The sequence below is a fragment of the Brunnivagina elsteri CCALA 953 genome (assembly GCF_002289455.1).
Lineage (GTDB): Bacteria > Cyanobacteriota > Cyanobacteriia > Cyanobacteriales > Nostocaceae > Brunnivagina > Brunnivagina elsteri.
Genome location: NZ_NTFS01000131.1, coordinates 1 through 15,525, shown reverse-complemented (window position 1 = coordinate 15,525; position 15,525 = coordinate 1). Strand labels below are relative to the sequence as shown.

At 40.2% G+C, this 15,525-nt stretch carries 12 protein-coding genes and 1 tRNA gene; 2 read left to right on the top strand and 11 right to left on the bottom strand.

Going from position 1 to position 15,525, the window contains the following annotated elements:
- Positions 1-13: 13 nt before the first annotated feature.
- Genes CK510_RS13420 through CK510_RS13400 form a run of 5 tightly spaced genes read right to left on the bottom strand, consistent with a single transcriptional unit; the run spans position 14 to position 5,661 of the window.
- The gene (locus CK510_RS13420) at positions 14-838 is read right to left on the bottom strand and encodes a hypothetical protein (RefSeq protein ID WP_095722183.1); all 825 of its coding nucleotides are present in this window, start codon (positions 836-838) and stop codon (positions 14-16) included.
- Positions 798-3,659 (bottom strand): putative type IV secretion/conjugal transfer ATPase, encoded by a 2,862-nt coding sequence (locus CK510_RS13415; RefSeq protein ID WP_095722182.1) that lies wholly within the window; start codon positions 3,657-3,659, stop codon positions 798-800. The genes CK510_RS13420 and CK510_RS13415 overlap by 41 nt, the downstream gene beginning before the upstream one ends.
- A gap of 30 nt (positions 3,660-3,689) precedes the next feature.
- On the bottom strand, positions 3,690-4,004 hold the full coding sequence (locus CK510_RS13410) for a hypothetical protein (protein ID WP_095722181.1): 315 nt from the start codon (positions 4,002-4,004) through the stop codon (positions 3,690-3,692).
- Between the two features lie 6 nt (positions 4,005-4,010).
- Positions 4,011-4,676, bottom strand: coding sequence for a hypothetical protein (locus CK510_RS13405; RefSeq protein ID WP_245912132.1), 666 nt, complete (start codon positions 4,674-4,676; stop codon positions 4,011-4,013).
- Entirely contained in the window at positions 4,648-5,661 is a 1,014-nt protein-coding gene (locus CK510_RS13400) for a hypothetical protein (protein WP_095722180.1), read from the bottom strand. The genes CK510_RS13405 and CK510_RS13400 overlap by 29 nt, the downstream gene beginning before the upstream one ends.
- 342 nt (positions 5,662-6,003) lie before the next feature.
- Here CK510_RS13400 and CK510_RS13395 point away from each other — a divergent pair, with 342 nt between their 5' ends.
- Positions 6,004-6,300: a transmembrane 268 family protein gene (locus tag CK510_RS13395; RefSeq protein WP_095722179.1), complete on the top strand. Its 297-nt coding sequence runs from the start codon at positions 6,004-6,006 to the stop codon at positions 6,298-6,300.
- 171 nt (positions 6,301-6,471) lie between these two features.
- A complete protein-coding gene (locus tag CK510_RS13390) occupies positions 6,472-7,665 on the top strand; it encodes a tyrosine-type recombinase/integrase (protein WP_095722178.1) in 1,194 nt (397 codons plus the stop codon).
- On the opposite strand, the gene CK510_RS13385 is transcribed toward CK510_RS13390, so the two are convergent.
- The 6 genes from CK510_RS13385 to CK510_RS13370 all read right to left on the bottom strand — a co-directional run bounded on the left by CK510_RS13385 (position 7,660) and on the right by CK510_RS13370 (position 15,425).
- Positions 7,660-8,472 (bottom strand): hypothetical protein, encoded by an 813-nt coding sequence (locus CK510_RS13385; protein WP_095722177.1) that lies wholly within the window; start codon positions 8,470-8,472, stop codon positions 7,660-7,662. The two genes, CK510_RS13390 and CK510_RS13385, sit on opposite strands and share 6 nt — an antisense overlap.
- Complete coding sequence (locus CK510_RS31005; RefSeq protein WP_143289295.1) at positions 8,381-8,824, bottom strand: hypothetical protein; 444 nt, start codon at positions 8,822-8,824, stop codon at positions 8,381-8,383. The genes CK510_RS13385 and CK510_RS31005 overlap by 92 nt, the downstream gene beginning before the upstream one ends.
- A 99-nt stretch (positions 8,825-8,923) precedes the next feature.
- Positions 8,924-12,760, bottom strand: a complete 3,837-nt coding sequence (locus tag CK510_RS13380; RefSeq protein WP_095722176.1) for a WD40 domain-containing protein — start codon at positions 12,758-12,760, stop codon at positions 8,924-8,926.
- Positions 12,760-14,433 (bottom strand): AAA-like domain-containing protein, encoded by a 1,674-nt coding sequence (locus tag CK510_RS13375; RefSeq protein ID WP_095722175.1) that lies wholly within the window; start codon positions 14,431-14,433, stop codon positions 12,760-12,762. Before CK510_RS13375 ends, CK510_RS13380 begins: the two co-directional genes overlap by 1 nt.
- A gap of 139 nt (positions 14,434-14,572) precedes the next feature.
- Positions 14,573-14,761, bottom strand: coding sequence for a hypothetical protein (locus CK510_RS31000; protein WP_143289294.1), 189 nt, complete (start codon positions 14,759-14,761; stop codon positions 14,573-14,575).
- Positions 14,762-15,353: 592 nt separating this feature from the next.
- Positions 15,354-15,425: transfer RNA gene (locus CK510_RS13370), tRNA-Cys, on the bottom strand.
- Between the last annotated feature and the right edge of the window lie 100 nt (positions 15,426-15,525).

Sequence of the window (15,525 nt, the reverse complement as noted above, 5' to 3'; positions counted from 1 at the left end):
CTCCCCCACTCCTCTACTTGCTAAATACGGAACCACCTGGCATTACGAGTAATGAAGATTGAGAGACAGCACTATTTCCAGTTGCGATCGCACTTTGTCTTTCTCTTGTATTTACTGCATTCAATTCCTGTGCAGTTTGAGCAGTTAAAGTTAATCCTAAAGCTCTATCTTGTCTTGCTTGCGATGCTTCTTGTAATTGTAAATCAGCAATTGTCGTATTACTTTTCAGTTGTTTAGAGATATTTTGCAAAATTTGCTGCGAAGTATCAGAATTTTGCGAATCATCAGACATCTGGCTTGATTCTAGTTCCGAATTTTCACTTTTATTGAGCGTTGATTTAGATTGTTGTTGAGCATTTTTAGAAAGAGTTTTAATTTGTGCTACTTCAATTGCTCCTAATCTTTCGCTTTGATTCGCTATATCTTGGCGAATTGCATAGGAATTGGGAATATTATTTTCCAACTTGTTTGCTATAACTCCATCTTCAGGTAACGAACCTTTCATGATTTCGCTGACAACTTCACCCAAATCAGGGATTTCGACGGAACCAATCGCATTTTTGATAAGTTGTGTAATGCTGCCAAAGAAGTCACCACGAGCAAAGGAACGTACATCATTTATAAATCCTTGAATTTGCTCGGATGAGTTTTTGTTGAATGTTGAATTAGCAGTTTGAGAAATATCACGATTTTGGTTTGTATCTAAAGTCGCTGCAAATGATGAATTAATTGCAGTAACACTCAAACTTAAAACGGTTATCCCAATTAGAGAAATACTTTTTATTTTCCCTTTTAATCTACGTATTGGTAAGGGTTTTCTCTTCTTTGTCTTGTACATTTTTTACTCCTTCATTAATATGTGAAAAATCTTTATTCTCTTTAATTGCTACAACATAAACCTTAGTAAAATCAGCTAATCCTTGTAATTTCCCTTTCAAAGTATTGGGATATTGAGATAAAATTTCTCGACGTGCAATTCGTTCCTCCTGATTTGTTGCGACTGCTGCTAGAGACATTTCTCCGGGATAAAATCGAGTCTGCCAAAAACGTCCTCCTTTCTCGATTAACCAACATGAGTACAAATCTGAACGTCGGGGAAAAAAGGATTCTGAAGCATTTTGAGCGATGATTTCGACGGGATACGAAAGATAATTCTGGAACGATGCAACCGCATTTGACGTAATGCAACCAGTAATTCGGTAGCTGATATTCTGCATAATCATTGCTGCTGCTGAAGATTGGCAAATCGTATCCGGGTCTTGACTAGATAAAACTATACTCAAACCATCCTTACGTGCGGTAGCGCAGAGTTCGCCAACCATCGTGCTGAATCCATCCTTACGGAACAACACCGAAAGTTCGTCACCGATAAACAAGCTTTTCGGGTAGGAAAGAGCGACACGCAAACATGCGGCTTTAGCTGCAACTGCCATTGTATAGGAATCTTGGTCGTTACTTAGCCCAGTTAATGCGTAAAATTTAACCATCGGTTCTGGGGAGAAACTGCTGGGAAGTGCGATCGCATTACCCAATGGACTCACCAATAAAGCCGCAATTTGGCTGGTAATTTGATTGATGGCTTGGTGGTCAATTGCTTCGGGTTTTTGGATATTGAGTCGAGCAATGGAACAGAAACGGGTAAAATCCTTTAAGATGGGTATATCTTGCCATTCAGGAGATTTCCAACCCTTGGAAAATGCGAGATTATAACGCTCGATTATGTCTGAATCGCTGAGAAAATTGTCGAGCGATCGCAATAATATCGCGTCAACCCTCTGTGCTAAATGCGGTGCATCCAAACGTCCCATGACGATGACTCCCAGAGCATTACGTATAAACGAACGCCATGATTTCATCCGTGAAGCTCGTTCCTCCGAATCGAAGCTACGTAAATCTGGAGGTTCCATCAAGTTATTGGAAGCACGGGATAAATCGAAATATGCTCCTGCATCTCCTAGTAGTGCGATCGCTGTCTTGAAAGAACTTTCCCCATCAGCTGCGGGGATATCCATTCCCACTACTGGTATTCCCTGCGACAAAGCATCAAGCATAAATCGCCACAGCAATACTGATTTCCCAGAGCCTGTTTTCCCGGTAATTAAGGCATGTTGGGTATGGGAGAATAAGTCGATGTGTACTGGTTTACCTCCACGGTTAGTTAAAAATTCGACTCCCTGGCTATCCAATTCTTTGGGAAGGGTTAAAGGTAAAACTCCCGCAATGGTTTCACTTTCCAGTACCAATCTACGCTCGCTCAAAATTGAACTGGAGTGTAAAATTCTTCTCCACGTGATGGGTAAAGTTTCCAACCAGATTTGCGATGCGATGTGCTTTTCCCGCACTACTTTGGCTGTACCAAAGCTGTTACAGAGTAAGTCACAGGCTAAATCCAAGCTTTCTGTATTTTCGCGGTAAACCAAAAACACCACCGCACAGTTGAGGGGAACTGCTCCTTTGTATAATTTCTTCTGTGCATCAAAACTTTCTTCTTGCTTGATTTCCGCACCTACATCTCTACCACTTCCCTTCAAAAATGCGCGTTCTCTGGCAACCTTGGTTTGTTTTGCTTGACGTTGTAAATTGTCTTCCGTGAGATAACGATTTGCGGGGGAAACTTCCACCCATACTTCGGTATCATGAACATGATTTGCACTCAGTATTTTCCACATCCATGCGATTTGTTCTTTCGCACTTATCCAAGCGGGTACGGTATCTGCCATCGTTAAAACACCGCAGACTTTATCTTTGATGTAGATGCGGTTGGTGCATTGACGATGTTCGGGACAGGAACTTCTACCTCTTTCTCCGGTAATTAAAATTGTTGTGGCATGTTTAAAAGAGTTTTGAATTTCTGTTAGTTGAATACCGCTATCTTTATCTTCTTGTAAAACTAAAAGCTGAGGGATAGAAGGAGGCGAATATTGATTAAATCTACCCCATAACCACGACCATAATTCTGTATCATTGAGTGGTTTAATTTCCAATCCAGCTTTAGTATTAAACAACATTTCCCATTGTAAAAAGCCCTCAGTATATGCTTTCATTAAAACTTGGCTAAGAAGTTGTTCTTGTCGTTGAGATATACGTCCGGTAAAATTATCTAATAAAAAACGTCCTGATTTAATTGTGTTATAAATTAGTTTAGATAAAGGGTCATTTTTATTTTCCCCAAATGCATCCGCAGTCCAGGTACAAAATATAATTTGCTGCCAAGTTGACCTTGCTCCTTTGCGAGTTAACTCCTGAACTCTTGCTTGTTCATTGCGAATTAAAATAGTTGGTAATTTTAAAGAACAATTTTCAGCAAGATGATTAAGATGTTCTTGCCTAATTAAATCATCTGAATATCTTCCTAAGAGGAATGTGCATTTTTCTCCTGTCAGGATAGATTTCATTCCTTCGGATATTCCAGTTGATATTGCGGTGATTTCTTCAGGGTAAAGTTGGTCATGAATACCTTTAATTTGGAATGCAAAAACGACTTGAAATTTATTCTCGTCAGATATATCACCTTGGTTAAGCAAAAATGCTCCAATACTACGATTATCCCTTTCAATCCGAACCATACAGCAGAGGTCGAGTTCATTTTCAAAGGGTATATATTGTGATTTTTGATTATTTTGGTTTGTAGAGTTGATTGGTTTAATTTGACCTTTCATTATCCTTGTTTTTATAGTTTTTGTTAATACTTATTTACTTCTAACTTTCCTTGTAGGAGACATATAGACGGCTCCACCAACAAGCCAATTTTTACCTTTTGGTTTGCGAAATCTATTAACATATTTATCTGGGTCTTTCCCAGTCACAAACCACCAACTCAAGATTAACCAAAAGCTAATAACTACTACTTTGGGTATTCCCCAACCTAATAATCCATCAAAGATAAAATAGGAAATAGTAATAATGGCAAACCAAGGCAGAATTTGATTGGCTGGAATGGGACCAAATCCTGCTTGTTTACCTAATATCTTATTAACCCTAATTGCTTCTTTTTCTGAAAACATTTAATCTTATCCTCCGGTTGTTCCACCAGTCCCATTACCAATAAAAAGAAAAGTAATTACATCAATTGTGAGAATAATACCAATTGCTAACCCAGCTTGAGTTGCAATTGGTCTCCAATCATTGCCTTGTTGTGCTTGGTTGTAGGCAAATAATGCTGCAACTCCTACTAATAGTAAAAACACCCCACGAATCGCATTGAAAACCAAAGTTATTGCTTGTGGGTCAATTGAACTTGTTCCTCCTGTGGAGCTTTGTTGAGCTATATCAGTTAAAAATTGTTCTAAACCACTTAAGAAAATGGCTTGTGCTGGCATTTCAAAGATTGTTAATGTTGCTGTCAATCCAATGATTAATCCAGCAATATGCCAAAAACGGATTTTGACTTTAACGAAATAGTTGAGATAGGGAATAAAAGCAATTAATCTATTCAAACAGTAAAAAAATAGCGATATAGATAGAATAATACCGACTACAAGAGGTTCTTTTATAGCGACATAAATCAAGCTCAAAAATGAGAGTATAACTGCATTATTATTGATTTGATTTTGTGTCGAACAATATATAACGACAAAAGTATAAGCTTTTGTAAAGCATCGCTTGATTTTCTCCAGCATGATTAATAATAATTTACTAGTTTGTTTATCATTGATATGAAAAACCGTCAACCGCATGATTTAATGCGGTCGAACAATTGGATAGTGTGGATTTAGTGGCAAAGCTTAAGGATTGAATCTGTTTTTTTGTAAAATCACATTTCTCTATGCTCCAATGGTTATATTTTTCATCAACTAACTTAGCAATAAATACTGGCTTCATAGAATTTGAATTAGATGTTAATTCAAATCCTTTTAATGATGTATGTTTGGTGATATCACCAAACAGATTCATTTCAGAAAAATTAAAGTAGAATTGGTATTTTTTATTTGATTTTGGGTCTTTCCATTCTATGTTTTTAGGTCTGCCTCTTGCTTTTAAAGCAACAAATTCTTCTGGTAATATTTTTTGAAAGCGTTTGATTAGCTCTATTCCTGCGGTATGGATATCAAATTTATCTTCTTTGGACAAATTAGATATCAAATAAGTTCCACTTTTGAGACTTAAACCTGCTAACCACAAGCCATTAATTTCATTTTGCGACACTAATTGGTGTGCAACCCCAGTTAAGCCTGGATTTGTTTTAGTTAATCTGGGAGAGATTGATGTAGTAATTTCTGAAACATCAGGAGAAATAATTTGCTCGTCTAGAACTTTTGGCTCTTGTAAGACAGTAATTTCTCCCGTACATGAGGATGGTATTGATATATTTCCTTTTTTTATTGTTAGGAAAATATCGAGAGCATTAGTTTGATTTGGTGGAGTTACTAAATCTCCTCTCCCAGATTTTATGTCGATTTGCTGTTTAAACGAAATGGTTGCCGTAGTTTGTGAAGACGATGCTTTAAATGAAAAATTAAATCCTGTAAGTTTATCCTCCTCAAATACTAAGTTCATTTGAATTTCTCTTCCTCGTTCTAAGCTCAATTCCTTTAATGCTCTTTGGACATCTTTTATTGAGCTTAGTTCTCGTTTGTTATCCAATACCTGGCTAACGATGTCAGAGATGTATTGGAGGTCGCCATAGTCAGTGATAGTTGAGCAATTGACAGCCTCTAGCATCTTTGTTGAGTCCGAAAAATTACTATATTTAGTATGCTCCTAATTCAGTATTTGCTAACTAGTACAAGGACATAAAATGCCTTATGTCAGTAGTCATAAATATTTTTATTGCTAAAGTGATACTGATGTTTATACCTTATGTATTTGAAGACTTACAATCAAATAAATAATCGATTGTAAGTTGTTTTCTCAAAAATATAATATTGCTCACATAATCAAAATTATGTATAAATGAACCAAGATAACCTAAGTTAAGTATCATAGTTTCTGGATTAAATACTCTGGGTACTATCTTTTAATAACTTCTTCTTTGCACTTGATATTTTAAGGACTTCGATCTAAATGAAAAATGCAGAAGTAATTCCTAACTTACCTCATTATCAATTTGTAAATAAGCAAACAGCTGCCCAACTCACAGGTTTATCAAGTGAGACTCTCAAGAGATATCGACGGCAAGGTAAATTACAAAAAGATATTCATTGGATTGCCGTTAATTCTAAAGTCATAAGATATAACATTTCTCTAGTATTGGACTGGCTACAAAATCATAAAAGCAATCCCCAAGCACATCTGAGTGCGATCGCGAATTATCTATCCTCTCTTCCATCAAGCCAGGAAAAACGTAAACGTAATTCTTGATATGAGATATACCTCACGGTAGTAAAAAAATGCAAATTATACTTCGAGCGGTTCACTATTAGCCAAAAGCTCACAGAAAAAACACTAACAGTTGAGGACTCTAATTTTTAGCCGTTTTTAGTCTAAGTCGAAAAATTATGCGTTCAAACAACTCACAAGGACAAAGCATTCATGGGTTCGATTCAGATCAAAAACTCGAATGGAAGGTTGCAATTGGTCTTTTCCCATCCCATAATTAACTCAGATGGAAAAACCATCAACAAGCGCTTTTATCACTCTACTGGGTATGACGATAATCCTTTGGGAAGACAACAAGCAATGGTTTTAGCAGCGAAAATCCAACGTGATATCGATTATGGAGAATTCGATGTCAGTCTAAGCAAGTATAAACCAGCTATTCCCCTCAATCAAATTCCCGTAGTTTCTTCATCTTCTACAAAACTAGACTTACTTGCACTGTGGGAACAGTATGTTGAATTCAAAAAAAACCAAGTTAGCCAATCTACTTATGCGATCGATTATCGAAAATATCGCAATCATATAGCGAGCTTGCCCAGCAAGAATTTAAAAGATGCTGTTGCAATACGTAATTATTTAGTAGCTAATCTCAGTCCCAATTCTGCCAAGCGTACTTTGACTAATATTAATGCTTGTTGTAATTGGGCATTGAAAAGCAACCTCATTGAATCCAATCCTTTTAGTGGTATGGCAAAAGATGTCCAAATTCCCAAGTCTAGTCGTTACGAAAATGACATCAATCCTTTTACCAGAGAAGAACGTGATGCCATCATTCAAGCCTTTGAAGAAAGCAAACTTTATGGTTATTATGCACCTCTAGTGAAGTTTTTATTTTTCACTGGTTGTAGACCATCGGAAGCGATCGCACTTCAATGGAAGCATATCGGTGATAAATTCATTACCATTGAACAAGCTGTTACTGTTAGCTCTACAGGAGTTACCGTAAAGAAAGGACTAAAAACCCAATCTCAAAGACGTTTTCCCATCAACAACCAGCTACGGGAGATGTTGGAATTGATAAAGCCAATTCACTGCAAGCTTGATGAATTTCTTTTCAAGAGTAAGAAAGGAGGGATTGTAGACTTTGGAGACTTTCTCCACCATGCCTGGAGAGGTTACAAAAATCGCCACGGTTCCCACATCGATGGGATTGTAACTAATTTGGTGAAACAAGGGATTGTCAGCGAGTACCGCAAACCATATCAATGTCGGCACACATTTATTACCTTGTGCCTAGAAACGGACATTGATGCAAAAGATGTTGCTAAGTGGGTAGGAAATTCGCCAGAAGTTATTTACAAGCACTATGCAGGTAAGAATGATAACTTGCAAGTACCAGAGTTATAGCATTGAGCAAGTGCGATAAGCGGAGCTTAATGCCAAAGGCATATCGCATTCCAATTCCCATAACCCTGAGAAAGCGCGATCGCATTCCAATTCCCGTAACCTTGAGCAAGTGCGATAAGCGGAGCTTAATGCCAAAGGCATATCGCATTCCAATTCCCGTAACCTTGAGAAAGCGCGATCGCATTCTAATTCTGTAACCTTGAGAAAGCGCGATCGCATTCCAATTCCCATAACCCTGAGAAAGTGCGATAAGCGGAGCTTAATGCCAAAGGCATATCGCATTCCAATTCCCATAACCCTGAGAAAGTGCGATCGCATTCCAATTCCCGTAACCTTGAGCAAGTGCGATCGCATTCCAATTCCCGTAACCTTGAGCAAGTACGATCGCATTCCAATTCCCGTAACCTTGAGCAAGTACGATCGCATTCCAATTCCCGTAACCTTGAACAAGTGCGATCGCATTCCAATCTCCATAACCTTGAACAAGTGCGATCGCATTCCAATTCCCGTAATCTTGAGCAAGTACGATCGCATTCCAATTCCCGTAATCTTGAGAAAGCGCGATCGCATTCTAATTCCCGTAACCTTGAGAAAGTGCGATCGCATTCTAATTCCCGTAACCTTGAGAAAGTGCGATCGCATTCCAATTCCCGTAATCTTGAGAAAGCGCGATCGCATTCCAATCTCCGTAACCTTGAGAAAGTACGATCGCATTCTAATTTCCCGTAATCTTGAACAAGTGCGATCGCATTCCAATTCCCGTAATCTTGAGAAAGTGCGATAAGCGGAGCTTAATGCCAAAGGCATATCGCATTCTAATCTCCATAACCTTAAACAAGTACGATCGCATTCTAATTCCCGTAACCTTGAGAAAGTGCGATCGCATTCCAATTCCCGTAACCTTGAGCAAGTGCGATCGCATTCCAATTCCCATAACCCTGAGAAAGCGCGATCGCATTCCAATTCCCGTAACCTTGAGCAAGTGCGATCGCATTCCAATTCCCATAACCTTGAACAAGTGCGATCGCATTCCAATTCCCATAAACTTGAGAAAGCGCGATCGCATTCTAATTCCCGTAACCTTGAGCAAGTGCGATCGCATTCTAATTCCCGTAACCTTGAACAAGTGCGAACGACTTACGTCGCGCAAGCTTCGCATTCCAATTCCCGCGACTTTTTTAATGTCAAAATCCAGATATTAAGCCTCTCTCCCTGTGGGGGAGAGGTTTGGAGAGGGGTTCTATATTTAATTTTATCATTAACGAGGACACACCTTAGCCGCATCAGGATGGCTAGCCAAATAACCTTCCAACCATACACATCCCTGCGCGAGTAAATTATCTAAATCCAAATTCCACAATTTGATGGTGTAGTCACCTGCAGAAGCGATGGTTTTGCCATCTGGGCTGTAAACGACGCTGTTGACCGAAAATGTATGCCCAGTCAGGGTGGAAATCACTTTACCTGTGGCGACATTCCACAATTTGATGGTATTGTCACGACTTCCAGAAGCGACGGTTTTGCCATCCGGGCTGTAAACGATGCTGTTGACCGAAGATTTATGCCCAGTGAGGGTGGAAATTTTTTTTCCTGTGGCGATATTCCACAACTTGATCGTGTTATCACTACTTGCAGAAGCGATGGTTTTGCCATCTGGGCTGTAAACGACGCTGTTGACCGAAGATTTATGCCCAGTCAGGGTGGAAATTTCTTTTCCTGTGGCAACATTCCACAATTTGATGCTCTTGTCACGACTTCCAGAAGCGACGGTTTCGCCATCCGGGCTGTAAACGACGCTGTTGACCGAAGATTTATGCCCAGTCAGGGTGGAAATTTCTTTTCCTGTGGCGACATTCCACAATTTGATGCTCTTGTCACTACTTCCAGAAGCGATGATTTTGCCATCCGGACTGTAAACGATGCTTTTGACATCAGAGCCATGCCCAGTGAGGGTGGAAATTTCTTTACCTGTGGCAACATTCCACAATTTGATGCTCTTGTCACTACTTCCAGAAGCGATGGTTTTGCCATCCGGACTGTAAACGATGCTGTTGACATCAGAGCCATGCCGAGTCAGGGTAGAAATTTCTTTTCCTGTGGCAACATTCCACAATTTGATGGTGTTGTTATCACTTGCAGAAGCTAAAGTTTTCCTATCGGGGCTATAAACCACGCTGTTGACCAAATTTTCATGCCCAGTCAGGGTGGAAATTTCTTTTCCTGTGGCGACATTCCACAACTTGATGGTGTTGTCAACACTTGCAGAAGCGATGGTTTTGCCATCCGGGCTGTAAACGACGCTGTTGACCGAAAATTTATGCCCAGTGAAGGTGAAAATCTCTTTACCTGTGGCGACATTCCACAACTTAATCGTGTTGTCAACATCACTTGCAGAAGCGATGGTTTTGCCATCAGGGCTGTAAACGACGCTGTTGACCGAATTTTCATGCCCAGTCAGGGTAGAAATTTCTCTACCTGTGGCGACATTCCACAATTTGATGGTTCCGTCACGACTTGCAGAAGCGATGGTTTTGCCATCCGGGCTGTAAACGACGCTGTTGACCCAAGATTTATGCCCAGTCAGGGTGGAAATTTCTTTACCTGTGGCGACATTCCACAATTTGATGGTTCCGTCACGACTTGCAGAAGCGATGGTTTTGCCATCCGGGCTGTAAACGACGCTGTTGACCGAATTTTCATGCCCAGTCAGGGTGGAAATTTCTTTTCCTATGGCGACATTCCACAACTTGATGGTGTTGTCACTACTTGCAGAAGCGATGGTTTTGCCATCCGGGCTGTAAACGACGCTGCTGACCGAAAATGTATGCCCCTCTAAGCGATTTTTCTCGCGAATGTTTAATAAAGTGGTCTGTAAACTAAACACAGGACTATACGCGGGATAATCAGCTAGAGATTTTTTATCTTTAACTAAACTTTTCAACTCCCTTCCAGCTTTCATTGCTAACAGCAAATCATCAATATTCGGTTCCTCAGAAACTCGCAATAAATTTATTCCATCTTGTTCTAGTCGTGTAGCTGTAAGAGCAGTTTGACGGGCTGTTTCTGCCTCAACCTTAGCAACCTGCGCTGTTTTTAAGTCTCTTTGTGCTTGTTTTTGTTGTTCCTGTGCCTGGTTTCGCCCCTGTAAGGCAGTTTTTCGGGCATTTTCTGCCTGTTCGCGTTCATTCTTAGCTGTTTGCAAATCCGCTAAAGCTTGCTTTTTATCTCCAGTGGCTTTATTTACTGCGGCTTCGGCTGATTTTACCTTGACATTTGCAACTTGCGCCTGTTGTGTCACCCGTTGCAAATCTTGATTTTTCTGGTTTACTTCCTTGGTTGCTGTGTCTAAATAAGCTTGTGCTTGCACAAACTTATCGTTTGCTGCTTTCGTATTCTGCGTTGCGGTTTTTGCTGCATTAATGGCTTTGATTTGTTCTTTCTGCGCCTTAGTAACAGCTTGTTCTGCTGTGTTTTTTTGTGTAGTCACAGCAACCAATTCTTGCTTTGCTTTATCCCGTTCAGAAGTTGCTACAGATTGCTCTTGCTTTGCGTTTCCTGCAACTGCTAAAGCAGCGATCGCACCCACCACAGATAATGCCAATACCCCAATCCCCAGCTTAATTTGTCTCTGGGTTTTTCGTTGTGCTTCACCGAACCTCTGATTGGCGTTCCTTTCTTCTTCTAAAGCTAGTTCTGCTTTCTGTTGCGCCTCAGCCAAAATCTGATTAGCTTCTGTTTGTGCATCCAAAGCACTTTGTACCTTGCGCTTATCAAATTCCTGACTATCAGTTAAAAATCGATCGTCCAAATTACTTAAACTTTTACCAGTCCGCCATACAAGGGCATCCTGCAAAGCTTGTCCCCGCAACAAACGGGATTCATCTTGAAAATTTGAAGTTACCCAGGAATTAAAGTTTTCCGAATAGGGACGCAACTGTTCGAGTATTTTCTCGCACCATTCTTTGTTAAATACTTCCGCGTAAATGCGGTTATAAAATCTTAATTTTCCATCACGCTTTACCACCAACCCCGTCAACCGCAGTTCCATTTGCTCGGAACTGTCATCTGCGTCTATTTCCCCCTGCTGGATAATTTGCTGACACAAACCCAATAATCTACCAGTTCGCTGTTCTCCACTTCGCAAAATGCGATCGCGTATCGTCCTTAAATGCTCTGGTTCATCCTGGGTTTCCCAATTCTTAATTACCCGCTCCCTAACCACATGCTCAATTACTCCCCTCTCCGCTAGCGAAGAGAAGTTTGCGGGAGAATTTTTCTTCCGCAAAACTTCGGGAGAGGGGTTGGGGGTGAGGTTCTTTATTTCCTGCAACAGCAATTTACAAACCTTCTGGGTCAAAAATGGCTGTCCCCCTGTCCAATCCAAAACAGCTTGGAGCAAAGCTTGGGGATTACCAATTTCTGCTAATCCTGGAGCGAGTGGTTGCGCTTCTGCAAACTCAAATCCTGCCAGTGCGATCGCTCTCCCAATATTAAAGGGTGTGCGGTGTTTATCTTGAATTAAATCTGATGGTGTGGAAACCCCCAACAAAGCAAAAGCAAGACGGTTGTATTTCGGGTTATCTGCTCGACGGTTATAAAATTCTCGAATTGCAGCAAAAAAATCATCGGTATTGAACTGCGATCGCAAGCTCAAAATACTGTCAATTTCATCAATAAAAATAATTATTTGCGTATTAATTGACTCTAAAACGACTTCGGTTAAAAAGTTACTAAAACGCTGTGCATAAGGTAATAATTGGTTTTCGCTCCACCAAGTATCAATATCAAATTGGTATAAATTTAAGCCAGTCGCAATACTGTCAATTACCCCCGCATACCATTGTTCAGGGGTTGCATCCACCACACTAATATCGATCGCAGCACAGGCAATTCCTTCTTGCTGCAATCGTTTCATTGTTTGTACCCGCAAGCTCGATTTTCCCATCTGTCGGGAATTGAGAACATAGCAAAATTCCCCTGCTTTCAAGCTTGCATACAGTTCCTCGTCAGCTTGTCGCTTGACGTATGTGAGAGCATCGCTAGGTAAAGTACCCCCAACTTGATACGAGTAATTGGGAACAGGATTTAAACTCATCAATTAACCCCCAAGCGATCGCAAAAATACTGCCGATACAAATCGCATAATGGTGTGACTGTATTCCCCTTAAATTTCACTAATCCCATACTGCGGAGTTTAAACGCTTCCGTTGTTCCTACGTCAACGGGAACCTTAGCTGCAACTACTTTTTTCACCGCAGCTAGTAAATTTATATCTTGCTCTAAATTCAATAAATGCCTTCGCAAATGGTCGTTATAGATTCCTTCCTCAGTTGGTGCTATTTGGATTAACTCTTCTAAATTCATCCTGTCACGGGCAATTTCATACAGCGCAACTCTCACCAAATAGGGATGTCCTCCTACAAGTCGCATTAATCTTTCAACTTGCTTATCTGTCCAATTAATTCCGTGACGTTGTACCAGTTCTTGTACTTGTAATTGATTTAATTCTGGTAGTTCAATTGGTAATCCCACATTAAAAGGGGATTGATTGATATTTAGGGGAATATAAACCTCTTTGGAATGGACAATTACCAACCTCAGCTTTTGCCAAATCGGCTCATTTTTTGCCCGTTCGTGCCACGATCGCAATAAACCAAAAAAATCAGCCGCAATTTCTGGATGCTTAAACACTTCATCTACTTCATCCAAAGCCAAAACGATACCATGCTGAATTTCTGGTAGCAAATACCGCTCGAAGTATTTAGTGGATTTACTCTTGCTACCTAAAACCCCTTGCCAAAAAGCATCCAATTTATCTGGTAAATTGAGTTCGTAAGTAATATTGCCGCAAAACCAGCGCAAAAATCCATCTATGCTAGTGAGAAACTCCGCATCAGCTTCTTGAAAATTCAAAGATGCTGCTTGAAAACCCTTTTGAGTCGCATGATGGAGAATTCGCGACATTAAAGAAGTTTTCCCCATCTGTCGTGGAGCTTTAACACGAATTAACGCACCAGGTTTGAGAATTTCTTGGTAACAATCAGTTTCTATCGGTAAACGTTCGATATAAAAAGAAGATTCGAGAGGAACTTGTCCTTCGGGATTTTCTAAAGGGTATATTAATCTGGGGAAATTACCGTTTTCCAATGCTGGTTTTTCATTATCGACAGGATTACTGACAGCATTACCGTTGGAGTTTGAATCATTATTCGCAGTAATCCGACTTTTTAATACTGGGGTTGCAGACTCAGGAATCCCTTCTAAATCGATCGCGCTACAACCAAACTCATAAGCATCATCATAATTGCGGTTTGCTCCCAAAGCATCATAAAAACCCACTGCAAACTCGATCGCTGCTCTATCCCCAATTATCTGATTCATCCCAATTACACAATCGACATGTTGGTAAATTGCCTCTGCTTGAGCTTCGCTGTAACAGGCATTTAACAAAACACATTCAGTTTTTTCAAATAATCCAAATAACCTTACTAGCGAGTCTGTACTGACTAGCTGCATTTGTCCTGTCGCATTTTCTAATACTAAACCATCTTCCCCCGAACCATGTCCCGAAAAATGGACTATTTCTGGTTCGTGGTCTAAAAGCGCACGACGCAAGTCATCTGGACGTACTGCCCACTTAGTAATAATTTCAAATTTATCTCGATTTTTAGCGCGTTCCAATCCTGCCTGAATTTCCCGCACTTCCTCATCTAGACGCAGCTTTGATGTATTCGTTGGATTTGCTGATAAAATCAGGATTTTCTTCACGTTCCGCTCGACTATTTGATAAATCAGGTTTACATCATGTTTTTAAGTAGTTGCAATCTTAGTTACAATTCAGCTTCAGTAAATTCCGGTAATCACTAGGATTAATTTATGAATGGATTAATAGCAATTTTACACATACTTATGTATATGTATTGATTTCGGGAACACCAATAAATAAATTCTCCACAATTGTAGTGGTAGGGTGAGTCCACTTGGCGGTGAGTCCAGTCGGCGGTGTCGGTTTCCGTCCCGTCGAACTGGCGTTCGCCCTTGGCGTTCCCGCAGGGTACCCGAAGGGTGTCGGTTTCCGTCCCCGAACTTGCCTCAACGGGGGGAACCCCCGCACGGCAGTTCTCTTCGTCAAAGTGGCGTTGGCGAAGCCTGCGCTTTGCGCTTACCTGAAAGGTCTCCCTACCCTCAACGTGATAGTGTCGTTAAGTATATACGATTTGAAGATTTTATTTTCTGGAAGCCCCTTATCAACAGAAATTATGCAATTAGTACACAAGTAGATGTTGTTAGGTACAGCATTTCGTAAATTAGTGACAAAATAACTGACCTACTGGTACAGCTTTGAGAGATTCAATAACGCTACGGACTGTGAAACTTTCTATTAAGTGGGCAGGAAATTTGCCAGAAATTATAGCTTTGTCACCCTTGCAGATTTCGTGAGAAAGAAATTTGGGCAAATTGATTTAGTTCAAACGCACTAGTTTACTGCATTTTTTACCCCAAATTTACCCCAATATATAAGTTTGGGGTAAACACCTGTGCCTTACATTTTTACCCCAAATTTACCCCAAAAGTTGCTCTAAAGTGACCTAAAGTGACCTAAAATTTGAGTAAAGGATTGGAAAGCCGTCCTGGGGAAGACATTAAAAAAAGAGGCTCAAAGCCTCTCAACGCTTATATATTCTTGAAGGCGACACCCGGATTTGAACCGGGGGATGGAGGTTTTGCAGACCTCTGCCTTACCACTTGGCTATGTCGCCGAATAATTGAAAAATTACCTTTACGGCTTTATCAATGCTTTTATTTTTGTAAAATAACTAAAGACATTGAATATTTTTCAACCCAATTATAGTAGCAAAG